Source organism: Neorhizobium lilium, from assembly GCF_004053875.1.
GTDB classification, from domain to species: Bacteria; Pseudomonadota; Alphaproteobacteria; order Rhizobiales; family Rhizobiaceae; genus Neorhizobium; species Neorhizobium lilii.
This window is the reverse complement of record NZ_SBIP01000004.1, coordinates 461625-487262: the sequence shown is the minus strand read 5'-3', so window position 1 is coordinate 487262 and position 25638 is coordinate 461625. Positions and strand designations below refer to the sequence as shown.

Sequence of the window (25638 nt, the reverse complement as noted above, 5' to 3'; positions counted from 1 at the left end):
ATCGCAAGGACTTGGGTGCAACTCCCGAGTGGCTCTTCCGGCCGCCTATCCGCCGGACAACACAAAGCATTGCCCATTTCCAACCTGGATTTTTCCCGGCGATGCGCCTCTTTGTGCGAAATCAACATGATCAATCTATCCCGTTACCGCCGTGAGTGGTTCTCCAACATTCGTGGAGACCTTCTCTCCGGCATAGTTGTTGCGCTCGCACTGATCCCCGAAGCCGTCGGCTTCTCGATCATCGCCGGAGTCGATCCCAAGATCGGGCTGTTCGCGTCCGTCGCGATTGCCTGCGTCACCGCCATTACCGGTGGGCGCCCGGCCATGATATCGGCCGCTACCGCCGCCACCGCCGTGCTCATGGGGCCGTTGGTGCGCGATCACGGCATCCAATATCTTTTCGCCGCCACCATCCTGATGGGCCTGCTGCAGATCCTTGCTGGCTTCCTGAAGCTTGGACGTCTGATGCGCTTCGTCTCCCGGTCGGTGATGACCGGCTTCGTCAACTCCCTGGCAATTCTCATCTTCGTGGCACAGATACCGCAGCTTACCAATGTGCCCCTCGCTACCTATGGGCTGATCGGGCTTGGTCTCGCGATCATCTACCTATTCCCGCGGTTGACCAAGGTCGTGCCATCGCCGCTCATTGCGATCGTCGTCCTGACCGGCGTCACGCTCGCCCTCGGCGTGCCCATCAAGACCGTTGCCGACCTCGGTGAGATGCCGACATCGCTTCCGGTCTTTACGCTGCCCGGCGTGCCGCTGACGTTCGAGACGCTGCGGATCATCTTCCCATACTCGCTGGCGCTTGCCGCCGTAGGACTGCTTGAGTCTCTGCTGACCGCGAAGATCATCGATGAGATGACGGACACGACGAGCAGCAAGACCCAGGAATGCTTCGGGCAGGGCACAGGCAATATCGTCTCTGCCCTGTTCGGCGGCATGGGTGGCTGCGCCATGATCGGCCAGTCCGTGATAAACGTCTCCTCAGGCGGACGTGGACGTCTATCCACTTTCGTCGCCGGCGCCTTCCTGCTGGTGCTGCTTCTGGTTCTGGATGATCTCCTGCGCATCGTGCCGGTAGCGGCACTGGTAGCCATCATGATCATGGTGTCGATCAACACCTTCTCCTGGAAGTCAATCGCCGAGCTCAGGCATAACCCTGGAACATCCTCTATCGTCATGCTGGCAACCGTGGCGACGGTGCTTGCCACGCAGGATCTGTCCAAGGGCGTCATCGTGGGCGTCGTGCTCTCCGGTGTCTTCTTTGCGGGCAAGGTGGCGAAGATGTTCAGCGTTACCTCGTACCTGTCCGAAGACGCACGCAAGCGCACCTATGACGTGGAGGGGCAGATCTTCTTCGCTTCTGCGGAAAGCCTGGTTGCGGCGTTTGACTTTGCTGAACCGCTGGAGCGCGTGGTTATCGATGTCCGCCGGGCTCACCTGTGGGATATTTCGGCAATCGGAGCGCTTGACCAGGTGGTCATGAAGTTCCGCCGGCATGGGGTCGAGGTTGCGGTGGACGGCGCAAATCAGGCAAGCGCCAGCATGATCGACCGCTACGCCCTGCACGACAAAGAGCATGCTGCATTTGGAGCGGTGGTGCATTGACCGGCTGAAACGAAACGGCCCCAGACGCTCGCAGCATCCGGGGCCGGGTGACTGAAACGCTCAGGTCTAATCGTTTGCGGAGACCTTGACGCCGAGCACTTTCGGCAGGGTGTTCGGCGCTCCCATGGCCGCCCCCATGATCATCGGGAAGGGCACCGGATTGGCGGGCTCCGCATCCACCGTCAATGCGCCCGGCTTGTCCAGGAAGGTGTTGACGGCGCTGCTCAGCATGTTCTGCAGCTCGGGGATGTTGTACTGAGCGAGCATGAGTGGCGTCATCGCCTTCACCATCTGCGCCATCTGTTCGCCCGTAGTGCCCTGCTTCTTGCCGGCATAATCCAGCGCTCGCTTGGTGATTCCGTCGTCTTCGAAGCGAATCTGCGCGCTATTGAACGTCAATCGCTGCATGAGGCCGAGCATGGCAAGATTTGCCGCCTGCTGGGCCTCCTGCTTGTCCGGATTGGCTTCCATAGCCTTTGCCGTTTCCTGGGCCGAACGAATGAAATCAAGCGTATAGCCTGACAGGCTGACAGCAAGGTTCAGGCGCCCCACCTTGGCAAAGTCCAGAGAGTATTCTTTGATGTCGACGGTGCCATCATTCTGCGTCCAGTTGCCGGACACGGTCATTTTGCCGTCAAGCGAGGTAAGCCCGAGAGCCGTCACGGCTTCCTTTGTCTGCGGATCGTCGATCACGCTAAGGTCAGCCTTCATCCCCTTGAGGTTTAGGTCGAAATCGAGGCCGGAACTGTCATCGGAAAGGGCAGTGGTGACATTGGTTTCGGCGACGGCGAAGATCGTCTTGCCATCGACGGCAACGGTCATCGGGCCGCTATGCGCTTCGTCGTAGAGAAGAAGCGAATCGAAGCCGCCGGTCGATGCGTCGCCCGGTACGGTCACGCCGCTCATGGTGATATCGGAGACCGAAACCGTGCTGCCCTCCTTGGAGGTGCTGAAATTCGGAAAGGTCACCTTGTCGATCGAATAGCCGCCTGCATCGTCCTTCACGCCATCGAGCGTGACGGTGCCGATCGGGAGGCGCTCTGTGGCACCGCTCGGGTTGAAGCTGGTTCCGGTCAGGATGACGTGGTCGCCGTTGACGGCAATTGACTGGGCTTCGATCGTGCCGCCCTGGATCGCCAGCGCCTTGTTGACCTTGGCCAGCAGATCATTGCCGTCCAAAGCGAAGGCCGGGCCGGCAAGGATCGTCAGCGCAACGCCGGCCAGAAGCGGGCGGGCCTTGATGGAGCAGTGCATTATAATCCTCCTGGCGGGCGAGAAAAGGCCCGCGGTTTCGTCGTTCGCGAAAGTTATAGACGGGGATACGTAAAGGTCCATGGCCTTCTACAAACTTCGGCGGCATCGTTACCAGGATCATTTGGCTGTGGAAGCAGGTAAAAACATGGCCGGGCAAGGCGTCATCCACAGGGCTGTCCGCCGTGTTTCTTGCCGGGAATCAGGCTTTCCGCTAGTCAAGCGCCATGGGAAAAAATCTGACACCACCATCCGACGGTGACGGCGGGGACCATATCATCCCGGTCGATCTCAAGGCGGCGCTGGAAGAGCGTTATCTTGCCTATGCCTTATCGACCATCATGCACCGTGCGCTGCCGGACGTCCGCGACGGGCTGAAGCCTGTTCATCGCCGCATTATCCACGCCATGAGCGAGATGGGGATCAGGCCCAATTCCGCGTTCAAGAAATGCGCCCGTATCGTCGGCGACGTCATCGGTAAGTTCCACCCGCATGGCGATCAGTCGGTCTATGATGCGCTGGTGAGGCTCGCGCAGGATTTCTCGCAGCGCTATCCGGTGGTGGATGGGCAGGGCAATTTCGGCAATATCGACGGCGACGGGGCCGCCGCCTATCGGTATACCGAAGCGCGCATGACCGAAGTGGCAGCACTTCTGCTCGAGGGTATCGACCAGGACGCGGTCGATTTCCGTGCCACCTACAACGAGGAAGACAGCGAACCGGTGGTGCTGCCGGGCAGTTTTCCGAACCTGCTGGCCAACGGCACGTCCGGCATAGCCGTCGGCATGGCGACGTCCATTCCGCCGCATAATGTCCATGAACTCTGTGACGCGGCATTGCATCTGATCCGTCATCCGCAGGCGACGGTCGAAGACCTGATGGTCGATCCCGCAGATCCTTCCAAAGGCGGCATAGAAGGCCCCGACTTTCCGACTGGCGGCATCGTGATCGACAGCCGGGCCTCCATGATCGAAGCCTATAAGACCGGCCGTGGCGGTTTCCGGGTGCGTGCCCGCTGGCACATCGAGGATCTCGGCCGCGGCGGCTACCAGATCATCGTCACCGAGATCCCCTTCCAGGTCCAGAAATCGCGGCTGATCGAAAAGATCGCGGAGCTGTTGCTGGCCCGCAAACTGCCGCTGCTCGAGGATGTACGCGACGAATCGGCAGAGGATGTCCGGGTCGTTCTCGTGCCGAAGAGCCGCACGGTGGACGCGACGCTCCTGATGGAATCGCTGTTCAGGCTGTCCGAGCTGGAAAACCGCTTCCCGCTCAACATGAACGTGCTTTCCATGGGGCGCGTGCCCAAGGTCATGGCGATCAACGACATCCTGAACGAGTGGCTGGGCCATCGCAAGGACGTGCTGATCCGCCGGTCACGCTTCCGCCTGGCAGCGATCGACCGCAGGCTCGACATTCTCGGCGGCCTGCTGATCGCCTATCTCAACCTCGACGAGGTGATCCGCATCATCCGCGAGGAAGACGAGCCGAAGCCGGTGATGATTGCGCGCTGGGATCTGACTGACACCCAGGCCGAAGCTATCCTCAACATGCGGCTGCGCAATCTGCGCAAGCTGGAGGAGTTCGAGATCCGCAAGGAGTTCGACGAGCTCACCAAGGAGAAGGGAGAGATCGAGGCACTTCTCGCGTCCGATCCGAAGCAGTGGAAAGTGATCGAGCACCAGATCCAGGACGTGCGCAAGAGCTTCGCCAAGGGTCGCGGCAAGCCTTATGCGCGCCTGACCACCTTTGCCGATGCGCCGGACGCCGATGTCGAAGCGATCCAGCAGGCGATGATCGAGAAGGAACCGGTCACCATCGTCATCTCGCAAAAGGGATGGATTCGCGCGCTGAAGGGCCACATCGCCGATATCGCCTCGCTGACCTTCAAGGAAGGCGATGCCCTGCGGCTCGCTTTCCCCGCCCAGACGACCGACAAGCTGCTGCTGGTCACGACAGGGGGCAAGGTCTTCACGCTTGGTGCCGACAAGCTGCCTGGCGGGCGCGGACATGGCGAGCCGATCCGCATCATGGTCGACATGGAGAACGACCAGGACATCCTGACGGCCTTCGTGCATGATAGCCAGCGCAAGCTGATCGTCGCCTCCACCGGTGGCTATGGTTTCGTCGTGCCGGAAACGGAAATGGTTGCCAACACCCGCAAGGGCAAGCAGATCATGAACGTCTCCATGCCGGATGAAGCGAAGCTCGTGGTTCCCGTCTCCGGTGATCATGTGGCGGTGGTGGGCGAAAACCGCAAAATGCTGGTCTTCCCACTGTCGCAGGTGCCGGAAATGAGCCGAGGCAAGGGCGTGCGCCTGCAGCGCTACAAGGACGGCGGCATTTCCGACATCAAGTGTTTTGCAATAGACTCAGGTCTTTCCTGGGAAGACAGTGCCGGTCGATCCTTCACGCGCAACAGAGACGAGCTGCTGGAGTGGATTGGTGACCGCGCAACGGCCGGCCGCGCCGTGCCGAAGGGCTTTCCGAGAAGCGGCAAGTTCGCGGGCTGATCAGGGGTAGGGGACGGTGTGATCGCGCAGAAAGCGCGCGGCGCCGTCCTCGTCGATCTCACCCGCTGCGACTGCGAGGACGAATTCGATCACCTCGGCCTGGCTTGCCTCGATCAGGTGGCCGTTGATGACCAGAAAGGTGAAGGCCGCCAGATAGGCTGTCCGCTTGTTGCCATCGGAAAACGGATGATTGCGGGCAAAGCCGTAGAGATAGGCGGCAGCCAGCCGAAAGATATCGTCCTCTCCATAGGCGTTCTTGTGGAGGGGTCGAGCAAGTGCAGCTTCAAGCGCATTGTCGTCTTTGATGCCCGACAGGCCACCGTGCTCCGCCAGTTGCTCACTGTGGATGATCTCGATGGCTTGCCGGGACAGCCATTTGGGCAAACTCATTTCGCGAGTTCCCGGAGGGCGACGCGATATTCTTCCATGCCCATGCGGGCGGCCTTTAGCTGCTCGGCAAGATCCGCCTGTTCAGGGACCAGGGAAATATTACCGTCCTCCTCGCGGATTTCCAAAGTGTCCCCAGCCTTCAGGCCCATGCGGTCCAAGACTTCCTTTGGAATAATGATTCCTTCAGAATTTCCAATCTTGCGGATGGTGGCGTTCATAGGTCACTCCTGATGTTGCAACGCCGTTATAACATGGTCTGTCACGTGTTTCAACCGGGTGCAGGACCGGTCGCCAGCTCCGGCTCACAAGCCCTTTGGCACCGCCAGCGTTCGAATTTTGTCCATCCGCTGCATCTGGACGATCGAATATCCGACCAGCGCCAGAACGAGGATGGCGCCGCCGGCAAGGGTCTCCAGCGAGGGGACTTCGCGGAAGACGATCCAGACCCAGACTGGGGCCAGGATGGTCTCCAGCAGGTAGAACATGCCGACTTCCGGTCCGGTCAGATATTTCGGGCCGGTAGCCAGGCACCAGAAGGCGAGAGGGATCATGACAGCGCCATCGAATATAACCCAAAGCGGCGCTTCGATTTGAAAGCCGCCGGAAGACATGAAGGTGAAGCCGACCGCTGCGGGAAAAATGGTGGCGAGAAGCGGTACGAGGCCCATTTCGATGCGCGTCGCATGGCCGATGGTAATGGCGCAGGCAAGCGCCAGTGCGGTCAGCGCAGCCAGCAAATCTCCAATCAGATGACCGCTCGCAAGTCCGCCGGAAACGATCAGCGCAACGCCCACCACCATGACCAGCATGGTGATCAGGGTCGCCGGCGAGGGCCTTTCCTTCAGGAGGATCCAGCCCAGCAGGGCCGCGAACATGGGCGTGAAGGCGACGATGAACACGACGTTGGCCGTGGCTGTATGGAAGACGGCTGAAAGGAAGGTGACGGTCGAGAGGCCATAGCAGAGACCTGCCAGAAGACCGGCTTTGCCTGAAACCAGTGCCGGCCGTGCCCGCCCGAAGAACCGCAGGGCGATCCAGAGGGCAAGCCCCACCGCAAAGGTCGTGATGCTGCGAAAAGCGATGATCGACCACATTTCGCCCTGGCCAAGGCGCACCAGCGGCACGTCGAAGGAGAGGGCCAGTCCGCCGACTGTGGTAAGCAAAAAGCCCTTCCGATGATTGTTCATGAATGAGACGCTCAGGCTTCAGGAAGCGCGTCGTACAATTCCCAGCCCCGCGCGGTCAGGTGCTCTTGCGGCTGGAAGCGCGTCTTGTAGCCCATTTTGGGAGATCCGTTGACCCAGTAGCCAAGATAGACATGCGGCAGGCCGAGAGACCGGGTGCGGCTGATATGGTCAAGGATCATGTATGTCCCAAGCGAGTGCTTCTCCAGGTCCGGATCGAAGAAGGAATAGACCATGGACAGCCCGTCGCTCATCAGGTCCGTCAGCGCAACGCCAAGTAGCTCGCCCTTTGGCGCCTCTCCGATCCCGGCCCCTGGCATGCGGCGGCGATATTCGATCACCCTCGTGTTGACGTGGGTGTCTTCGACCATGATCGCATAATCGAGCGCAGACATGTCGGACATGCCGCCGCGCTGATGACGATGATCGAGATAGCGCCGGAAGAGAGAGAACTGTTCGGTCGAGGGCTGCGCAGGGCCAAGCGTCGAAACGATATCGCTATTTGCAGCCTGAACCCGCCTCATGGACCGGGCGGGTTGGAAGTCATGAGCGAGGATCCGTACCGACACGCAGGCGCGGCATGCTTCGCAGGCGGGCCGGTAAGCGATATTTTGCGAACGGCGGAAGCCGCCCTGCGTCAGCAGGTCGTTCATCTCCGCTGCGCGTGGCCCCACCAGATGGGTGAAGACCTTTCGCTCCAATTCGCCCGGGAGGTAGGGACAAACTGCCGGTGCCGTCAGGTAAAACTGCGGTGATGGCGTTGCCTGCGTGTTCATGGTGCCGCGACCGGTCCCGTCGTCTTGATGTTCCATTTAGCCCTGAAGCGCTCCAGCATGGCGCATAAACGTAAAACGTCAACTCAATGCTGTCGTTTGCGGCAATGGTTGCACGCGATCTCCTGACGCACGACGAGCTGCATCAGGAGGTTCGCACCATCACAGTGCCAAGCAGCATGTCGTGGACCAGGCGCGAACGCTCCGTAAAGAGGCCTGCGAGCAGGATCAGCGGCGTCACGACCGAGTTGATCAGCCAAAAGAGCACCGTGTGGACCATGGCGGTCAGGAAATCCATCGGTCGGCCGTCGATGCGCGTGATAGCAATACCCATGGCGCGCATGCCGGGCGTTTCCTGGCTTGGGCCGCCGAGCGTGAAGCCGAAATAGAGCAGCGCCACGATCACGAACAGAGCCGGATAAAGCATGAAGCCAAGGCCGAGCGTGATGATGCCGAGGAAGAACACGACAACGGCTGCCGGAATGCAGAGCAGCAACACGATCAGGTAGTCGATGAGGAAGGCGAATACGCGCCGCGACAGGACGCCGCTATAAGCGCGCCAATCTTCCGGTGCGGCAAGGGTGGGGTTCTGATCGAGGCTCATTGCTGGTTTGTCTCCTATTCCCCTAGAATATGGGGAGCCGATTATCGCGCAACAAGATTCGAGCGCAGATCGTCGAAGCGCACTGATTTATCCGCTTTTGGCGAGCTTTCTTGCCGCGTCGATTGCGAAGTAGGTGAGAATGCCATCGCAGCCGGCGCGCTTGAAACAGAGGAGCGTCTCCATCATCACCCGGTCGCCGTCGATCCAGCCGTTCATGGCGGCGGCCTTGATCTGGGTATATTCGCCTGAAACCTGATAGGCGAAAGTCGGAAGCCCGAAAGCCTCCTTGATGCGCCAACAGATGTCGAGATAGGCCAGCCCCGGCTTTACCATCAGCATGTCGGCGCCTTCCTCCACGTCGAGCGCCGCATCCCGCATCGCTTCCGTCGCATTGGCCGGTGAGATGTAATAGCTGTTCTTGTCGCCCTTCAGCAGCCCGCTCGTGTTGATCGCCTCGCGATAGGGGCCGTAGAAGCCAGACGAGAACTTCGTGGCATAGGACATGATGCCGACATCCTGATGGCCGGCGGCGTCCAATCCGCGGCGGATGGCGCCGATGCGGCCATCCATCATTTCCGAGGGCGCGATGATATCGGCCCCGGCATCGGCCTGCATCACGGCGGCCCGGACGACCTGATCCACCGTCTCGTCGTTGACGATGATGCCCTCGCGCAAAATCCCGTCATGGCCGTGGCTGGTGAAGGGATCGAGCGCGACGTCGGTGATGATGCCGATATTGGGCACGGCTTTCTTGATGGCGGCGGTCGCCTTGTTGATCAGGTTGTCGGCGACAACGCTCTGCGATCCCGTCTCGTCGCGCAGGCCCATCTCGATATCGGGAAACGTGGCGATCGCCGGAATACCGAGGTCGGCGGCTTCCCTGACGGCTTCGACCGCCTTGTCGATGCTCATGCGGCTGACGCCCGGCATGGCCTTGATCGGATCGACGATACCGGTGCCTGGAACGATGAAGATCGGCCAGATGAGATCATCCACGGTCAGGCGGTTCTCCTGCACCATGCGCCGCGTCCAGTCCGCCTTGCGGTTGCGGCGCATGCGGCGGTGGCCGGTGATCTCGTCGACCAGATGCGTCTTGTCCATGGATGCTGCCTCATATCCTTTATGTTGGCTGCTCCATATCACGGGACAGGCGGCTTGCGAATGCGCGCCTTCGCCGCAACCAGGGTTCCCGGATCAGATCCAGAGATCGTTTTGCGCCGTCCGCTCGCCACCCTCTCGGCCGGTGTTCACGGTGCCGCGCGGCTCGATCAGCATCATCTGGACTTCCGTCGCCGCAGACGGCTTGTGCTGAACGCCCTTCGGCACGACGAACATCTCGCCCGGGCCGACCTCCACAAAGCCGTCGCGGAAGTCGAGGCGCAATGTCCCGGCAATCACGATGAAGGTCTCGTCGGTCTCGGGATGGTCGTGCCACAGGAAGTCGCCCTCGATGCGCACCAGCTTGAACTGGTAGTCGTTCATTTCGGCCACGACGCGCGGTTGCCATTGGTCGGATATCAGCTTGAGCTTCTCCGCAAAATTGATGGGGGAATAGGAAGAGGTGCCGTTGTCCATACTTGCTCCTTCGATCAGGCGCACAGGATTAGCAGCGTCGGCGATCCGCCTCTTGAACGATTGTGCAAAGCCTCCTCCAGACATCGGCCGGTACTGGCGGCTGACCTCAGCCGCGGCTAGTGTACCGTCCATGGAACTTGATTCACTGACGGCGCCGAAGCGAACCCTGACCGAAATCCTGTTCGTGATCTTCCTGCGGTTGATCGCGATTGCCTGCCTGTGGTTCGGGCTGCAGTACTGGGGAATGCTGGTCGGCTATTCTCTGAACGGCATGGCGCGGTTCGATCTGCTCAACCTTCCCTGGAAGGTGGCCGCCTCTGCGCTTGCGGTTCTTTTTCCGGTCGCGGCACTCGGGCTCTGGCTGACCGTATCCTGGGGCGCCGTGCTCTGGACCATTGCCGCAGCCACCCAGGTCCTCATGTATCTCGTCTGGCCGCAAACCTATGGCCACAACACCCTCGTGCCCCTGCTGCATGCCCTTGTGGCGGGCCTTTATGTGATTTTCCGGCTGGCTTTATGGCTCGAAGAGCGCCGTAAGGCGGAACGGGTAAGGATCGATTAACCCTCAAATTAAAGCTTTCGCGGCCTGATTTTACGCAAAATTGGCGGTTAAGTTATTGATTCGATTGAGGCCATTTTACGTGCACGAATAGGGCGAGGCGCCGGCACCGGGATCTCATCCGCGCACTAACCAGCTGTTAACCCAACGTTTTAAGTCGAATTTTATCGGCCTTCGATAGTGTCTACCTCAAGGCGGAAATATCAAAACAAACCGCCAAACAAACAGTGAGGCAGTCATGTTGAACACGAAAGTCAAGCCGCAGGCTGCGGCCATCGCAGATACGCATGAGCAGACCATCCGCTCGCTCTACATGGAATCGCTGCACCTGGTGGAACGTCTCCACCGCCGGCTCCTGGACGTGATCAAGGACGAGTTCGACCGCCAGGGTCGCGACGACGTCAACGCAGTACAGGCGCTGCTGCTGTTCAACATCGGCAACTCCGAACTCACCGCCGGCGAGCTTCGTTCGCGTGGCTACTATCTCGGCTCGAACGTTTCCTACAACGTCAAGAAGCTGGTCGACCTCGGTCTCATCAATCATTCGCGGTCTCGCATCGACCGCCGCTCGGTCCGCATCAGCCTGACGCCGGAAGGCCAGGCCATCGCTGAAACGGTTGGCAAGCTCTATGAGCGCCATATCGGCTCGATCGAAAAGGTCGGCGGCATCGGCGAGGGCGAGTTCAGCCAGATGAACAAGCTGCTGCAGCGTCTCGACCGTTTCTGGAACGACCAGATCCTCTATCGCCTGTAAATGCCGCACAGGCAGCAAGGCTGATCCACCAGGCTTGCTGCCGGCAAAACCAGACCTCCAAGCGATCGAAACCGGGTGCGCTCCCTGCGCATCCGGTTTTCGCGCGTGCAGTTTAGGCCGTGTTCTAGGCGGCTCCTGATGACGCTGAAACACGGCTTCGTGACGCGGCCCCGACCAGACACGAATTGGCCATATTGCTATGGGACCGCCAGATGATGTAGCTGGCGGATAATGTCGCATTCACGTTTGTTCGTCGCGGTTTTAAATCCGGCCGGCAGCGCTGTTTTGCAGCTTGGTTAACCATATCCACGTAGCTTTTGCTCATGCCTGGATCAGATGGATAAAATGATGTCGAAGAAGATCGGATCTGAACTTGTTTCCCGCCGGACGCTTCTGCGTTCGGCCCTGTCTGTGGGGGCGGCTGCCGTAGCTGCGCCCGCTCTGGCGCAAGACACGCTGAACGATCTGATCAATTCGCCCCGTCGCGGCACTTGGGACGATCAGTTCGACGCTCAGGTCTCCCGCACGGCTGGCAATACGGTATCCAACACGCCGATCCTGAGCCCGCAGTCGGTTCCCAATATCCAGCAGGCAATTTCCCAGTACCAGCAGATCGCCTCATCCGGCGGCTGGCCGCAGGTGAGCGCGCAGCCCGGGCGGCTTCGGATCGGCGTCGTCGATCCTGCCGTACAGGCGCTTCGCCAGCGCCTGATCATCGTTGGCGACATGCAGCGCGAGGCCGGCATCTCCAGTTCCTTCGATTCCTACGTGGACGGCGCAGTCAAGCGCTTCCAGGCCCGCCACGGCCTGCCGGCCGACGGTGTGCTGGGCGAGTACACGATCAAGGCAATGAACATACCGGTCAATGTCCGCCTGCAGCAGCTCAACACCAACCTTATCCGTCTGCAGACCTTCCCCGCCGATCTCGGCCGCCGCCATGTCATGGTTAATATTCCGGCGACCTACATCGAAGCCGTGCAGGAAGATCAGGTGGTGCTGCGTCACAGCGCCATCGTGGGCCGCCTGAGCCGGCCGACGCATATCATCAACTCGAAGATCTACGAGGTCATCCTCAACCCCTACTGGACGGCTCCCCGCTCGATCATCCAGAAGGACATCATGCCGCTGATGCGCAAGGACCCGACCTATCTGGCGCGCAACAATATCCGCCTGATCGATCCAAAGGGTGGAGAAGTAGCGCCCGAGACGGTGGACTGGAACGCGGAAAAGGCGCCGAACCTGATGTTCCGCCAGGATCCGGGCAAGAACAACGCCATGGCATCCACCAAGATCAACTTCTACAACCCGAACAACGAATACATGCACGACACGCCGGAGCAGGGCTTGTTCAACAAGCTGATGCGTTTCGATAGTTCAGGTTGCGTGCGGGTCCAGAACGTGCGCGACCTCGCGGTCTGGATGCTCGGTGAAAACCCGGACTGGCCGCGCCAGCGTATTGAAAGCGTGATCGCGAGCCGCGTCAACACGCCGATCAAGCTCTCGCAGGAAGTGCCGGTCTACTTCTCCTACATCACCGCCTGGTCCGCCAAGGACGGTGTGGTTCAGTTCCGCGACGACATCTACCAGATGGACGGCGACCAGGAACTGGCGCTGCAGACGACCGCCGGCATGGAAAAGACCCCGGGCGCCATCGATCAGGACACCGTCCTGCCGCAGTAAGCCAAGTCAGACCGTAATTTGAGGAGCCGCAACGGAAGCGCTGCGGCTTTTTCATTTTGACGGTCGCTGGTCCGAGTTCGGCTTGCAAATGTCGCTGCCCGTATTGCCCTCCATTGGTGGGGACGATAAGACGCCTGACATCGCTTTCCCTTTATCGAGGAGCTTCGCCATGTCGAACGCCGACGCCTTCTTCTCCCGCCCGCTTGTCGAAGCCGATCCGGAAATCTTTGGCGCCATCGATAAGGAACTCGACCGCCAGCGTCACGAGATCGAGCTCATCGCCTCCGAGAACATCGTGTCGCGCGCCGTGCTCGAAGCTCAGGGCTCGATCATGACGAACAAGTATGCGGAAGGATATCCGGGCAAGCGTTATTATGGCGGCTGCCAGTTTGTGGACATTGCCGAAGAACTAGCGATCGAGCGCGCCAAGAAGCTGTTCGGCGTCAACTTCGTCAACGTTCAGCCGAACTCCGGCAGCCAGATGAACCAGGCCGTATTCCTGGCGCTGCTGCAGCCGGGCGACACCTTCATGGGCCTCGACCTCAATTCGGGCGGCCATCTCACGCATGGCTCCCCGGTCAACATGTCCGGCAAGTGGTTCAACGTCGTCTCCTACGGCGTGCGCGAGGGCGACAACCTGCTCGACATGGATGCGGTTGCCGAAAAGGCGCGTACCCACAAGCCGAAGCTGATCATCGCCGGCGGCACGGCCTATTCCCGTATCTGGGACTGGAAGCGCTTCCGCGAGATTGCCGACGAAGTGGGCGCCTACCTCATGGTGGACATGGCCCATATCGCCGGTCTCGTCGCCGGCGGCCAGCATCCGTCGCCGTTCCCGCATTGCCATGTGGCCACCACGACGACCCACAAGTCTCTGCGCGGTCCGCGCGGCGGCGTGATCCTGACCAATGACGAAGATCTGGCAAAGAAGTTCAACTCGGCGGTCTTCCCCGGTCTGCAGGGCGGCCCGCTGATGCACATCATTGCTGCCAAGGCAGTCGCTTTCGGCGAAGCGCTGCAGCCTTCGTTCAAGGATTATGCCGCGCAGATCGTCAAGAATGCAAAGACGCTCGCCGATACGTTGAAGGCCGGTGGTCTCGACATCGTATCCGGCGGCACAGACAACCACCTGATGCTGGTCGATCTTCGCAAGAAGAACGCGACCGGCAAGCGCGCCGAACAGGCGCTTGGCCGTGCCTACATCACCTGCAACAAAAACGGCATTCCCTTCGATCCGGAAAAGCCCTTCGTCACTTCCGGTATCCGTCTGGGTACGCCGGCCGGCACGACCCGCGGGTTCAAGGAAGCGGAATTCACCGAGATCGGCAACCTCATCGTTGAGGTTCTCGACGGCCTGAAGGTCGCTAACTCCGACGAAGGCAATGCGGGTGTGGAAGCCGCCGTGCGTGACCGGGTCGTGGCGCTGACGGGCCGCTTCCCCATGTACCCCTATATGTAAGGCGACGGAATGCGCTGTCCCTATTGCGGTTCGGAAGACACGCAGGTCAAGGATTCACGCCCGGCGGAGGATTACACCTCCATCCGCCGGCGGCGTATCTGCCCCGATTGCGGCGGCCGCTTCACTACGTTCGAGCGGGTGCAACTGCGCGAACTGATGGTCACCAAGAAGACAGGCCGCAAAGTCCCTTTCGACCGCAACAAGCTCGTCCGGTCCTTCCAGATCGCGCTGCGCAAGCGGCCGATCGACAATGACCGCATCGAGCGGGCCGTGTCCGGTATCGTGCGGCGCCTGGAAAGCTCCGGTGAAAGCGAAATTAGTTCCGAGCAGATCGGTCTTCAGGTCCTGGAGGCGCTGAAGAGCCTGGATGACGTGGCCTTCGTGCGCTATGCCTCGGTCTATCGCGACTTCTCCCATGCGGAGGATTTCGAAAAGGTGATCCAGGAGATCAACGCCAAGATCGCACGCGATCCAGGCGCGGAGGGCTGACCATGTGGTCTGCCGACGACCGGCGGTTTATGGGGGCTGCATTGCGCCTGTCGCGCTGGCATCTTGGTCTCACAGGCGCCAACCCTTCGGTCGGATGCGTGATCGTCAAAGACGGCAGAATCTTGGGCGCAGCCGTGACCGCCCAGGGCGGACGGCCGCACGCGGAGACGCAGGCGCTGGACCTGGCCGGCGAAGAAGCACGTGGTGCCACGGCTTACGTTACCTTGGAACCCTGCTCGCATTTCGGCAAGACGCCACCCTGCGCCAATGCGCTGGTTGCGGCAGGCGTCTCCCGCGTCGTTATCTGCCTGACGGATCCGGACCCGCGTGTATCTGGCCGTGGGATCTCCATCCTCCGCGACGCGGGCATCCAGGTCGAGATCGGTCTTCTGGAAGAAGAGGGGCGGCGGGCACTGGCCGGTTACCTGATGCGCAAGACGAAGCATCGGCCCCATGTCACTCTCAAGCTTGCGGTTTCCGCGGACGGCATGCTCGGCCGACGCGGCGAGGAAGTGTCGATCACCGGACCGCTTGCCAGGGCACAGGTGCATGTGCTTCGTGCCGAAAGCGATGCCATTCTTGTCGGGATCGGCACAGTCATGGCCGACGATCCCGAGCTGACGGTGCGCCTTCCCGGGATGACCGGACGCTCGCCGATCCGCATCGTGCTGGACCGCCGGCTGGAATTGCCGCTCACATCCCATCTGGTGCGCTCCGCGTCAGGGGTCCCGGTAATCGTGGCATCCGTACAAGCTCCAGCATTCGATGCGCAGTCCGATCCCGAACGGGACGTGCGGCGTGACGCTTTGCTGCAAGCCGGGGTGGAAGTCTTGGAGACAGGCAGTCTTTCAGAGCTTCTGCATGAACTGGCTGGCCGCGGCATCTCCTCGCTTTTCGTCGAAGGCGGCGCCACCGTGGCCGCGACCTTCTTCCACCAGAATCTTGCAGACCGCGTCATCCTCTCCCAGGGGCCGGGTGAAATTGGGCCGGGCGGACTTGAATCGCCTCTGAAGCCCTCCGATATGGCGGCGAACTTCGTCATGATCCGCGCCGAGGCCTATGGCCGCGACCTCTGCTTCGAATACGAAAGGTCGTTCTGATGTTCACTGGAATCGTCACGGATGTCGGTAAGGTGTCGGCTTTAACGCCGATGAACGAAGGCGTGCGGCTGCGGATTGCCACGAACTACGATCCCAAGACCATCGCCATGGGGGCCTCTATCGCTCATGGCGGTGTGTGCCTCACGGTCACCAATCTTCCTGGCGAGAGCAGCAACGAGCGCTGGTTCGAGGTCGAGGCCTGGGAAGAAGCGCTGAGGCTGACGACGATCTCCGCATGGAGCGAGGGTACGCAGGTCAATTTGGAGCGAGCGCTGAAGATCGGTGACGAGCTGGGCGGCCATATTGTCTCCGGTCATGTGGACGGCAAGGCGGAAATCCTCTCCGTGGAGCCGGAAGGCGAAGCGGTTCGCATTCGTTTGAGGGCGCCTGAAAACCTCGCCCGCTTCATTGCACCCAAGGGATCGGTTGCTTTGGACGGCACGTCGTTGACGGTGAACGCTGTTGATGGCACGGACTTCGACGTGCTGTTGATCCGTCATACGCTGGGCGTCACCACCTGGGGCGAGCGCCGGGCAGGCGATTTCGTAAACCTGGAAATTGATACCATGGCGCGCTATGCCGCCCGTCTGGCCGAGTTTTCGAAGGCTGACGTAGTTTAATGGCCTTTAGCGAAGGCGCGGTGGATTTCCTCAAACTTTGGTGCGATTTTTGAAAAAACCTGCACCAGCTTCGGGTCGAAGTGCTCGCCGCTATCCTTGATGATGATATCGACTGCCTCCTCATGGGGCAGGGCCGGCTTATAGATGCGCGCCGATACAAGGGCATCATAGACATCTGCTATTGCCATGATGCGCCCGCCGATCGGAATTTCCTCTCCTTTCAAGCCTCTGGGATAGCCCGTCCCGTTCCACTTTTCGTGATGAGTATGAGCAATTTCCTTGGCGAGACTGAGGAAGGGCGTTGTGGAACTCATATAGCGCTCGGCGGTGGCTATGGCCGCATGACCGAGCTCCGCATGGGTCTTCATAACCTCGAATTCCTCCGGCTCGAGCTTGCCCGGCTTGAGAAGGATGCAGTCCGGAATGCCGACCTTGCCGATATCGTGCAGGGGCGCGGATTTATAAAGAAGGTCGACCACTTCGTCCGATAATTGCTCGGCATAGGCTTCCTGCTCCTGCAGCGCCTCGGCGAGAGCCCGGACGTAGTGCTGCGTCCGGCGGATATGGTCCCCCGTCTCGTGGTCGCGGGTTTCCGCAAGCGAGGCCATGGCGAGGATCATCGCATCGCGTGCCTGGGCCGCCTCTTCCTTGGCGGCGGCAAGCGATTTGATCAAGGCAACATTGGTCATGGCGACCGCGGCAGTATTTGCGATACGTTCCAGCCGCTCGATGCTCTCGGGTGACGGACCATCCAGCTTGCTCCAGTATGCGCCGATGGCACCCACCGGATCGTCCTGCCGAACCGGCACGATCACCAGGCTTTTGACGAAGGTGTTGGCGTAAGCGTCTATCGGAAAACGGCCGTCGCGAAAGATGTCGTTGATCACCACGACCTTGCCCTGCAACATGGCAAATCCCGACAGGCAGGACTGGATCGGGAATCGCTGGCCCTTCCACAGCGGCCCGATTGCGTCCTCGTCTGCATAATAGCAGCAGTCGTTGTCCTTCAGCACAAAGCTGATGCCATCCGCCCCGATCAGGTCGCGTGCCGACTGGCGAACCGCGGTCATGATCTCGTCCAGGTCGCGCGCCATCGACATCTTCAAAACAAGATCTTCGATGCAGGCGGAAGTGAGTTGCATTGGCGGCATCCGTGGAAGCGAGTTCACGCATTTGAATATATACGAAAATACTAATTAAACAAAAAGATGAAATGGCAAAAGCGCTCAATCCATGCGCTTTGATTTTGGGCGGCTAAGTTTAATTTGGTGGGAAGGGGGCATGCGAGGCCACCTTTGCCGCGTCGCAGCCAGCCATTCGTCCACCGCATTGCAGCCTATTGCAAATTTGCTTGCCATTCTCGTGCGGGCGTGTTTTGACCCCCACCTGCTCGCGAGCGGTTTTCCAAAGGGCCGTCCACTCTAAATAAAGGTAAGATCATGCCGCGCGAAACCGCACCTCATATTCTGATCGTCGAAGCCCGCTTTTACGACGATATGGCGGACGCCCTTCTGGAAGGCGCAACTGCTGCGCTCCAGGAAGCTGGCGCCACCTATGACGTTGTCACCGTGCCCGGTGCTCTGGAAGTTCCGGCTGCAATTGCCATGGCGCTGGACGCCGCCGAAGAAGGGGGCACCGAATATAACGGCTTCGTTGCCCTCGGCATGGTCATCCGTGGCGAAACCTACCACTTCGACATCGTCGCCAACGAATCCTCGCGAGCGCTGATGGACCTCGCGGTGTCGGAGTCACTAGCAATCGGCAACGGTATCCTGACAGTCGAAAACGACGAGCAGGCCTGGGCGCGCGCGCGCCGTTCGGACAAGGACAAGGGCGGCTTTGCCGCCCGCGCTGCGCTGACCATGATCAAGCTGCGCGAAAGGCTGAATGGTGGTTGAGCGAATGACGAAGGAAGGCGAACACCCCGTCAAGCCGGCCAACCAGCGCGGCGCTGCCCGTCTTGCGGCCGTACAGGCGCTCTATCAGATGGATATCGGCGGCACGGGCGTATTGGAAGTCGTGGCCGAATACGAGGCGCACAGGCTGGGTCAGGAACTCGATGGCGACACCTACCTGAAGGCCGACCCGTCCTGGTTTCGCTCCATCGTCGCCGGCGTGGTTCGGGACCAGACCAAGATCGACCCACTGGTTCGCTCGGCGCTGCAGGAGGACTGGCCGCTGTCGCGCCTCGACTCCACTCTTCGCGCCATCCTTCGTGCCGGCACGTTCGAGATCCTGGAACGCAAGGACGTGCCCATTGCAGTCATCGTGACGGAGTATGTGGAGATCGCGAGAGCCTTCTTCGCAGAAGAAGAGCCGCGGATCGTCAATGCCGTTCTCGACCGTCTGGCCAAGCAGATCCGCGCCGACGCAAAGAAGTAGATAGGGGACAGGGATGGACGTTGCGGCAACAGGCGCTCATGTGGATATGAGTGCCGTGCGCCGCCGCGTCTACATTCTGGCGGCGGCGCAAGCTGTTCTCGGTGCTGCCGCACCTCTTTCCATCTCTGTCGGGTCGCTTGCAGGCTACCAGCTGCTGGCGGACGACAAGTCGCTTGCGACGGCGCCGGTCACCGGCTTCAATGTCGGCACGGCCGTTGGGGCCATTCTTATCGCCCTTGCTGCGCGCAGCCTCGGCCGCAAGGCCGCCTTTATCGCCGGCGCTTTGATCGGCCTTGCGGGCGGTGCGCTCGCCACGATCGCTCTCATTCGCAACAGCTTCTGGCTCTTTGCGCTCGCCCTTCTGATGATCGGCATATGCGCCGGCTTTACCCAGAAGATCCGCTTCGCTGCAGCCGATGCCTCACCCGGCTCCTACAAGCCGAAGGCGATTTCCTGGATACTCGGCGCCGGCATCGTTTCCGCTGTCGTTGGTCCGCAACTGGCGATCTGGGCCAAGGACTGGCTTGCGCCGGTCACTTTCGCCGGAACCTTCGTCGCACTTGTGCCCCTCGGGCTTCTGGCCGTCTGCATCCTCGCGTTCGTAAAGCTTCCCGCAATGAACGTTGTGTCGCAGGCTGGTCTGCCGGCCCGGCCGCTGCGCGAGATCGTGCTCACTCAGCGCTTTATGAGCGGCATGATCTGCGGCATCGGAACCTATGCGCTGATGACGTTCGTGATGACCGGAGCACCACTCGCCATGGTTATCGGCTGCGGCTTCCCGACCGAGATGGCTGCCCTCGGCATCCAGTGGCATGTGCTTGCCATGTTCGGGCCGAGCTTCTTCACCGGCATGCTGATCAGCCGCTACGGTGCGGAGAAAGTTGTCGCTGCCGGCCTCCTGACCCTGATGGGCTGCGCGGTTGTCGCCCATATGGGCGTGGCGCTGTGGAATTTCTGGGGCGCGCTTGTGCTGCTTGGCATTGGCTGGAACTTTGGCTTTATCGGCTCGACGGCAATCGTTGCGTCCAGCTATCGGCCACACGAGGCCGACAAGGTACAGGGCTTCCACGATATCGTGCTGTTCGGCACCGTTGCCCTGTCATCCTTCTCGTCCGGCAAGATCTTCGTCACCTGGGGCTGGTCCTTCATCAACCTCGCCATCTGGCCGGTGACGATCCTATGCCTCGCCATCCTGTTGGCGCTGATCTTCTCGCGCCGCCCGCCTGCATCCTCCTGATTTTCAAGCCTTGCAGGGGCTTGACGGCTGTACGTCTCCACAGCAATCTCCGCGCGCATGGCATTTGTATTCCTTGGGAGGGGAGTCGTTGCCGCGGTATGCAGGCCGGTCGCGTCCGCCACCGGCGATCAGGGAGAGGAAATAGGCATGACAGTTATACTGGGTGTGGTCGTCTGCGGTTTGCTGTCGATCATCTATGCTGCGTGGGCGACGCGTTCCGTGCTGGCTGCCGATCAGGGCAATAAGCGCATGCAGGAAATCGCCGGTTATATTCGTGAGGGTGCGCAGGCTTACCTGGCGCGCCAATACATGACCATCGCCATCGTCGGTGTCATTGTAGCCGTGCTGGTCTGGGTTCTGCTGTCCGGGACTGCCGCGATAGGTTTCGTGATCGGTGCCGTCTTGTCCGGCCTTGCCGGTTTCATCGGCATGCACGTTTCGGTGCGGGCCAATGTGCGCACCGCGCAGGCATCGTCCCATAGCCTTGCTGCAGGCCTCGGTATCGCGTTCAAGTCGGGTGCCATCACCGGCATGCTCGTTGCCGGCCTCGCTCTACTCGGGGTCACCATTTACTACTGGATCCTGACGGCAGTCCTCGGCCATGCCAGCGGCTCGCGCGAGGTAATCGACGCGCTGGTGTCGCTCGGCTTCGGGGCCTCGCTGATTTCCATCTTCGCTCGACTTGGCGGCGGCATCTTCACCAAGGGCGCCGATGTCGGAGGCGACCTGGTCGGCAAGGTCGAAGCAGGAATCCCGGAAGACGATCCGCGCAACCCGGCAACGATCGCCGACAATGTCGGCGACAATGTCGGCGACTGCGCCGGCATGGCTGCGGATCTGTTCGAAACCTATGTGGTTTCGGTGGTCGCCACCATGGTGCTGGCAGCCATCTTCTTTGCTGGTACACCGATCCTCGAAAGCGCCATGCTTTATCCGCTGGCGATCTGCGGTGTCTGTATCCTCACCTCGATCATCGGCACCTTCTTCGTCAAGCTCGGCACCAATGGGTCGATCATGGGCGCTCTCTATAAGGGCCTGATCGCCACGGGCCTTCTGTCCATTCTCGGACTGGCCCTTGCTACCTCCGCCACCGTCGGCTGGGGCTCGATCGGCAATGTTGCGGGCAAGGACATTACCGGCACCAATCTCTTCATCTGCGGGCTGCTGGGGCTGGTCGTGACGGCACTGATCGTCGTTATCACCGAATATTATACCGGCACCAATAAGCGACCGGTCAATTCCATCGCCCAGGCCTCGGTGACAGGGCATGGCACCAATGTGATCCAGGGTCTGGCGATCTCGCTGGAGTCCACCGCGCTTCCGGCAATCGTCATCGTCGGCGGCATCATTTCCACCTACCAGTTTGCCGGCCTCTTCGGCACCGGTATCGCCGTGACGGCCATGCTTGGCCTCGCCGGCATGATCGTCGCTCTGGACGCTTTCGGTCCGGTGACCGACAATGCGGGCGGCATTGCGGAAATGGCGCATCTGTCGCCCGAAGTCCGCAAATCGACGGACGCGCTGGACGCAGTGGGCAACACCACCAAAGCCGTGACCAAAGGCTATGCCATCGGGTCGGCGGGGCTCGGCGCGCTGGTGCTGTTCGCCGCCTATTCAAACGACCTGCAGTATTTTGCAGCCCACCCGGAACAGTATCCTTACTTTACCGGCGTCGGGCCGATCTCCTTCAGCCTGTCCAACCCTTACGTGGTGGCTGGCCTGATCTTCGGCGGGCTCATCCCCTATCTGTTCGGCGGCATCGCCATGACGGCGGTTGGACGCGCTGCCGGCTCGATCGTGGAAGAAGTCCGCAGACAGTTTCGCGAGAAGCCGGGCATCATGCAGGGCACCGAGCGCCCCGATTATGGCCGGGCCGTCGATATCCTCACCCGCGCCGCCATCCGCGAAATGATCGTGCCATCGCTTTTGCCGGTGCTGGCGCCGATCGTGGTGTATTTCGGCGTTCTGCTGGTGTCGGGTGGCGACAAAGCGTCAGCCTTCGCAGCACTTGGCGCTTCGCTTTTGGGCGTCATCGTCAACGGGCTGTTCGTCGCCATCTCGATGACTTCAGGCGGCGGTGCCTGGGACAATGCCAAGAAGAGCTTTGAAGACGGCTTCGTCGATAAGGACGGCGTCCGGCACGTCAAGGGCTCGGAGGCGCATAAGGCCTCGGTGACGGGCGATACCGTCGGGGATCCCTACAAGGACACGGCTGGCCCGGCGGTCAACCCGGCCATCAAGATCACCAACATCGTGGCGCTTCTGCTTCTCGCCGTTCTGGCCGGCTGAAGGGGAGTAGCCAAGACCCGCACAAGAAAAGCCCGTGGAGCGATCCGCGGGCTTTTCCTCTTACAATCTCTGGAATGTATTATTTCATGCTTTGGAACATGCTCTTGACTGCATTTGCGCCGCTGCTTGCAGCACCGGTTCCGCCTGCCAGAAGTTGTTGCAGGAAGGTCAGATCTCGGCCGCCGGTCGGCGTCGTGCGCGTGATCGTATCGAACACCTTGCCGTCTTTCATCGTATAGTTCGCACGGCGCGCAACCACGCCATCCTTGCTGAAATAGATTGCCAGCACGCTCTGATCGACCACATGCGGCTTCATGAATGCCGCGGCGCGTTGGCGCTTCTGGGAGATGTAGTAGAAGACCTCCGAATCGAAGGTTGCCGTCGTGGAGGGTGTGCCCATGGTCAAAAGAACCTGCTCGCGGCTCGACCCTTCGGGGATGAGCTTCAGGGACTCTTCGTCCATGACGTAGCCGTTATAGATCGTATCGCCGATCTGCATGGAGGTGCAGCCGGAAAGGGCTGCGGATGCGATGAGCAATGCCATCGCTGTCTTGTTCACTGTTCTCATCTCGAACCCGAAAACCCGCCTGTTCAACGGCATCCCCCACATCTCGATACGCCCGGCTTGCGCCGGTCACTCTGCTGCTCATACCATTGTGGCTATTCCGGGGAAACGGAGGATGGCCGGCGAAAACCAAAGAGGAGATGCGCCGTGGTATCCCCGCTCGCGCCCCGGCGGAACGGCATTGCAATTCGTGCATGCTTCGGTAAACCAGCTTGCGCCCGCATGCAACATGGCGCGACGCCAACATTCCCCGATCCTGAAGGCAAGACAGGACTTTTTGATGATCTTCAGCCTGTTCCGGAAGAAGAGCCAAAACCAGACGATCGTCGACAGGCAGTATTCCGCCTTGACATCGTCGGCTCGCATTCCTTTCTTTTATAGCGATCTTGGAGTGCCCGACACAGTCATGGGCCGGTTCGAGATGCTATCGGCGGTAATGATCCTGTTCTTCAGGCGCACAGCGAGATCCGGCAGCAGCGGCCAGGAACTCGCCCAGGAAATTGTCGATGCCTTTTTTCAGGATATCGATCACTCGATTCGGGAGCTCGGCATCGGCGATCAGGGCGTGCCGAAGCGCATGAAGAAGCTGGCCGGCATGTTCTATGGACGGCTGGAAACCTACTCGGCGTCACTCGAAGCCAAGGATAGTGACGGGCTGGCGGAAGCTTTGCGGCGGAATATCCACCCGCAGAAGGACGATGCACCCGACATGAAGGCGTTGGCTGCGTGGATGCTGCTCGCTGAGCAGTCCATTGCAAGCCTGCCGGAAGACGATATCGCCCGCGGACAGGTGGTTCTGCCTGTTCCGGGCCAATGAGGCTGAAATGAAGATCAACAATATCCCTGGTGGGAAGCCGCCATTCTCCTATCTCGTGAAGGTGGGACATATCGCAACAAACCCGGTTACGGTTCAGCTGGAAGCCAATGAGCGCGAGCTGGCTGATCTGGCCAAGCTGTGGCAAGTGCTGTCGGTGCAATCGCTGACGGCGGACCTGCAGGTAAATCGCTGGAAAAAGGATGGCGTGCGCGTCAAAGGGCGGGTGCGGGCGGCAATCACCCAGGCTTGCGTCGTGACGTTGGAACCGGTCGACTCGGTAATCGATGAGCAATTCGAGCAGATTTTCGTGCCGGAAGGCTCGAAGCTGGCGCGCATCGTTACGAGCGAGGCTGCTGAGATGGTGGTCGATCCGGACGCTCCCGACCTTCCCGAACAGTTTGAAGGCGACAGCATCGATGTCGGTGATGCGACCGCCGAATTTGCGGCACTCGCCATAGACCCGTATCCCCGCAAACCCGGTATCGAATTTGCCGATCATATCGAAGGCGATGGTGCCGACAAGAACGAGCGCCCGAACCCATTTGCAGCTCTCAAAGATTGGAAAAAGGACTGAGGGCTGTTGTAAGCAGGGACAAAAACTATATTTTGGCCACGATTTCGTCGGCAGCGCCTATCATGAGCAGGTGCCGTTGCAGGCGCGAGAGCTGCGGCCTGGGCCTTTAAGGTCTGTGCTCAAGGCGAACATAAGGACCAGAGACGCGTGATCAGAATTTCTCTTGATGCCATGGGCGGCGATTTTGGTCCAGAGGTCGTCATTCCCGGCGCAGCCAAGGCGCTGGAGCGTCATCCGGATGTCAGCTTTCTCATCTTTGGCTTGAAGGGCGAGTGCGAGCCGCTGCTGGCGAAATTCCCGAAGCTGCGCGACCGCTCCGTTTTTTACGAATGTGAGCTGGCGGTGAGCATGGAGGAGAAGCCCAGCGCTGCCCTGCGCCGCGGCCGCTACGTCTCCACGATGTGGCGGGCGATCGAGGCGGTGAAGCTCGGGGAAGCGGATGTTGCCGTGTCTGCCGGCAATACCGGCGCGCTTATGGCCATGGCGAAGTTCTGTCTGCGCACCATGGCCAATATCGAGCGGCCCGCGATTGCCGGCATCTGGCCGACGTTGAAGGGTGAAAGCATCGTGCTCGACATTGGTGCGACCATAGGTGCGGATGCCCAGCAGCTCCTTGATTTTTCGCTGATGGGCGGCGCCATGGCACGCGCTTTGTTCGAGGTGGACCGTCCGACCGTCGGCCTGTTGAACGTCGGCGTAGAGGAGGTCAAGGGTCAGGAAGAGGTCAGGGAGGCCGGCCGCCTGATCCGCGAAGCCAATCTTCCGACGATCGCCTATCACGGCTTTGTCGAAGGCGACGATATCGGCAAAGGCACCGTGGATGTGGTGGTGACGGAAGGCTTTACCGGCAATATCGCGTTGAAGACTGCGGAGGGCACGGCGCGCCAGATCGCCACCATGTTGCGCGAATCCATGTCGCGAACGCTTCTGGCCCGTATAGGCTATCTGCTGGCGAAGCCTGCCTTCGACCGGCTGCGCGAAAAGATGGACCCGAACAAGGTCAATGGCGGCGTCTTCCTCGGCCTCAACGGCATCGTCATCAAAAGCCATGGCGGCGCGAATGCGGATGGGTTCGCGGCGGCGATCGACGTGGGCTACGACATGGCCCGCAACGATCTCAACGCCAAGATCTCCCAGGACTTGAAACTTTATCACGCCAAGCGTCAGCCGCCGGCTGACCCCGAAGCCGCGTGAGCACAGGATGTAAGCGAT

The 25638-nt window shown here is 60.5% G+C and carries 26 protein-coding genes and 1 other annotated feature; of the genes, 16 read left to right on the top strand and 10 right to left on the bottom strand.

Annotated features, from left to right (window positions below):
• Nucleotides 1–4: 4 nt before the first annotated feature.
• Nucleotides 5–62, top strand: a sequence feature (sul1 is cis-regulatory element that is thought to sense ions involved in sulfur or methionine metabolism; They are found in Alphaproteobacteria).
• Between the two features lie 64 nt (nucleotides 63–126).
• Complete coding sequence (locus EPK99_RS19280) at nucleotides 127–1611, top strand: SulP family inorganic anion transporter (RefSeq protein WP_128444704.1); 1485 nt, start codon at nucleotides 127–129, stop codon at nucleotides 1609–1611.
• Nucleotides 1612–1677: 66 nt separating this feature from the next.
• Here EPK99_RS19280 and EPK99_RS19275 read toward each other — a convergent pair whose 3' ends face one another.
• Nucleotides 1678–2865, bottom strand: coding sequence for a hypothetical protein (locus EPK99_RS19275; RefSeq protein WP_128444703.1), 1188 nt, complete (start codon nucleotides 2863–2865; stop codon nucleotides 1678–1680).
• 224 nt (nucleotides 2866–3089) lie between these two features.
• On the opposite strand from EPK99_RS19275, the gene parC reads away from it, so the two are divergent.
• On the top strand, nucleotides 3090–5375 hold the full coding sequence (gene parC, locus EPK99_RS19270; protein WP_128444702.1) for a DNA topoisomerase IV subunit A: 2286 nt from the start codon (nucleotides 3090–3092) through the stop codon (nucleotides 5373–5375).
• Here the strand turns inward: parC and EPK99_RS19265 are convergent, their stop codons facing one another.
• From EPK99_RS19265 to EPK99_RS19235, 7 genes are all read right to left on the bottom strand, one after another.
• Complete coding sequence (locus EPK99_RS19265; RefSeq protein ID WP_128444701.1) at nucleotides 5376–5765, bottom strand: type II toxin-antitoxin system death-on-curing family toxin; 390 nt, start codon at nucleotides 5763–5765, stop codon at nucleotides 5376–5378.
• The gene (locus EPK99_RS19260; protein ID WP_128444700.1) at nucleotides 5762–5983 is read right to left on the bottom strand and encodes an AbrB/MazE/SpoVT family DNA-binding domain-containing protein; all 222 of its coding nucleotides are present in this window, start codon (nucleotides 5981–5983) and stop codon (nucleotides 5762–5764) included. Before EPK99_RS19260 ends, EPK99_RS19265 begins: the two co-directional genes overlap by 4 nt.
• Before the next feature lie 84 nt (nucleotides 5984–6067).
• Nucleotides 6068–6952 (bottom strand): DMT family transporter, encoded by an 885-nt coding sequence (locus EPK99_RS19255; RefSeq protein ID WP_425374217.1) that lies wholly within the window; start codon nucleotides 6950–6952, stop codon nucleotides 6068–6070.
• An 11-nt stretch (nucleotides 6953–6963) separates the two neighbouring features.
• The gene (locus tag EPK99_RS19250; protein WP_128445013.1) at nucleotides 6964–7725 is read right to left on the bottom strand and encodes an arginyltransferase; all 762 of its coding nucleotides are present in this window, start codon (nucleotides 7723–7725) and stop codon (nucleotides 6964–6966) included.
• 142 nt (nucleotides 7726–7867) lie between these two features.
• Nucleotides 7868–8326, bottom strand: coding sequence for an RDD family protein (locus EPK99_RS19245; protein WP_128444698.1), 459 nt, complete (start codon nucleotides 8324–8326; stop codon nucleotides 7868–7870).
• Nucleotides 8327–8413: 87 nt separating this feature from the next.
• Nucleotides 8414–9427, bottom strand: coding sequence for a porphobilinogen synthase (hemB, locus tag EPK99_RS19240; protein WP_128444697.1), 1014 nt, complete (start codon nucleotides 9425–9427; stop codon nucleotides 8414–8416).
• Between the two features lie 93 nt (nucleotides 9428–9520).
• On the bottom strand, nucleotides 9521–9901 hold the full coding sequence (locus EPK99_RS19235) for a cupin domain-containing protein (RefSeq protein WP_128444696.1): 381 nt from the start codon (nucleotides 9899–9901) through the stop codon (nucleotides 9521–9523).
• Nucleotides 9902–10031: 130 nt separating this feature from the next.
• On the opposite strand from EPK99_RS19235, the gene EPK99_RS19230 reads away from it, so the two are divergent.
• The 7 genes from EPK99_RS19230 (at nucleotide 10032) to EPK99_RS19200 (ending at nucleotide 16562) form a co-directional block, all read left to right on the top strand.
• On the top strand, nucleotides 10032–10463 hold the full coding sequence (locus EPK99_RS19230; RefSeq protein WP_128444695.1) for a DUF6163 family protein: 432 nt from the start codon (nucleotides 10032–10034) through the stop codon (nucleotides 10461–10463).
• Nucleotides 10464–10701: 238 nt separating this feature from the next.
• Entirely contained in the window at nucleotides 10702–11214 is a 513-nt protein-coding gene (gene ldtR / locus EPK99_RS19225) for a transcriptional regulator LdtR (protein WP_205909118.1), read from the top strand.
• 348 nt (nucleotides 11215–11562) lie between these two features.
• Nucleotides 11563–12894, top strand: coding sequence for a L,D-transpeptidase family protein (locus tag EPK99_RS19220; RefSeq protein WP_128444693.1), 1332 nt, complete (start codon nucleotides 11563–11565; stop codon nucleotides 12892–12894).
• Nucleotides 12895–13063: 169 nt separating this feature from the next.
• A complete protein-coding gene (gene glyA / locus EPK99_RS19215) occupies nucleotides 13064–14353 on the top strand; it encodes a serine hydroxymethyltransferase (RefSeq protein ID WP_128444692.1) in 1290 nt (429 codons plus the stop codon).
• Nucleotides 14354–14362: 9 nt separating this feature from the next.
• Nucleotides 14363–14842 carry a transcriptional regulator NrdR gene (nrdR, locus tag EPK99_RS19210; protein WP_128444691.1) on the top strand — a complete coding sequence of 160 codons (480 nt, stop codon included), beginning with the start codon at nucleotides 14363–14365 and terminating at the stop codon, nucleotides 14840–14842.
• 2 nt (nucleotides 14843–14844) lie between these two features.
• Nucleotides 14845–15942, top strand: coding sequence for a bifunctional diaminohydroxyphosphoribosylaminopyrimidine deaminase/5-amino-6-(5-phosphoribosylamino)uracil reductase RibD (gene ribD / locus EPK99_RS19205; RefSeq protein WP_128444690.1), 1098 nt, complete (start codon nucleotides 14845–14847; stop codon nucleotides 15940–15942).
• Entirely contained in the window at nucleotides 15942–16562 is a 621-nt protein-coding gene (locus EPK99_RS19200) for a riboflavin synthase (RefSeq protein ID WP_128444689.1), read from the top strand. The genes ribD and EPK99_RS19200 overlap by 1 nt, the downstream gene beginning before the upstream one ends.
• Here EPK99_RS19200 and EPK99_RS19195 read toward each other — a convergent pair.
• A complete protein-coding gene (locus EPK99_RS19195; protein WP_164901819.1) occupies nucleotides 16559–17704 on the bottom strand; it encodes an HD domain-containing phosphohydrolase in 1146 nt (381 codons plus the stop codon). The two genes, EPK99_RS19200 and EPK99_RS19195, sit on opposite strands and share 4 nt — an antisense overlap.
• Nucleotides 17705–18001: 297 nt before the next feature.
• Here EPK99_RS19195 and ribH point away from each other — a divergent pair, with 297 nt between their 5' ends.
• The 4 genes from ribH to EPK99_RS19175 all read left to right on the top strand — a co-directional run bounded on the left by ribH (nucleotide 18002) and on the right by EPK99_RS19175 (nucleotide 22470).
• The gene (ribH, locus tag EPK99_RS19190) at nucleotides 18002–18460 is read left to right on the top strand and encodes a 6,7-dimethyl-8-ribityllumazine synthase (protein ID WP_128444687.1); all 459 of its coding nucleotides are present in this window, start codon (nucleotides 18002–18004) and stop codon (nucleotides 18458–18460) included.
• Between the two features lie 4 nt (nucleotides 18461–18464).
• The gene (nusB, locus tag EPK99_RS19185) at nucleotides 18465–18944 is read left to right on the top strand and encodes a transcription antitermination factor NusB (protein ID WP_128444686.1); all 480 of its coding nucleotides are present in this window, start codon (nucleotides 18465–18467) and stop codon (nucleotides 18942–18944) included.
• 46 nt (nucleotides 18945–18990) lie between these two features.
• A complete protein-coding gene (locus tag EPK99_RS19180; protein ID WP_425374225.1) occupies nucleotides 18991–20181 on the top strand; it encodes an MFS transporter in 1191 nt (396 codons plus the stop codon).
• Between the two features lie 147 nt (nucleotides 20182–20328).
• A complete protein-coding gene (locus tag EPK99_RS19175) occupies nucleotides 20329–22470 on the top strand; it encodes a sodium-translocating pyrophosphatase (protein ID WP_128444684.1) in 2142 nt (713 codons plus the stop codon).
• A 79-nt stretch (nucleotides 22471–22549) separates the two neighbouring features.
• On the opposite strand, the gene EPK99_RS19170 is transcribed toward EPK99_RS19175, so the two are convergent.
• Entirely contained in the window at nucleotides 22550–23071 is a 522-nt protein-coding gene (locus EPK99_RS19170) for an outer membrane protein assembly factor BamE (protein ID WP_128444683.1), read from the bottom strand.
• Nucleotides 23072–23315: 244 nt separating this feature from the next.
• On the opposite strand from EPK99_RS19170, the gene EPK99_RS19165 reads away from it, so the two are divergent.
• The 3 genes from EPK99_RS19165 to plsX all read left to right on the top strand — a co-directional run bounded on the left by EPK99_RS19165 (nucleotide 23316) and on the right by plsX (nucleotide 25620).
• Nucleotides 23316–23852, top strand: coding sequence for a ubiquinol-cytochrome C chaperone family protein (locus EPK99_RS19165; RefSeq protein ID WP_128444682.1), 537 nt, complete (start codon nucleotides 23316–23318; stop codon nucleotides 23850–23852).
• A 7-nt stretch (nucleotides 23853–23859) separates the two neighbouring features.
• The gene (locus EPK99_RS19160) at nucleotides 23860–24426 is read left to right on the top strand and encodes a YceD family protein (RefSeq protein ID WP_128444681.1); all 567 of its coding nucleotides are present in this window, start codon (nucleotides 23860–23862) and stop codon (nucleotides 24424–24426) included.
• Between the two features lie 147 nt (nucleotides 24427–24573).
• The gene (plsX, locus tag EPK99_RS19155; RefSeq protein ID WP_128444680.1) at nucleotides 24574–25620 is read left to right on the top strand and encodes a phosphate acyltransferase PlsX; all 1047 of its coding nucleotides are present in this window, start codon (nucleotides 24574–24576) and stop codon (nucleotides 25618–25620) included.
• The last annotated feature ends 18 nt before the right edge of the window (nucleotides 25621–25638 follow it).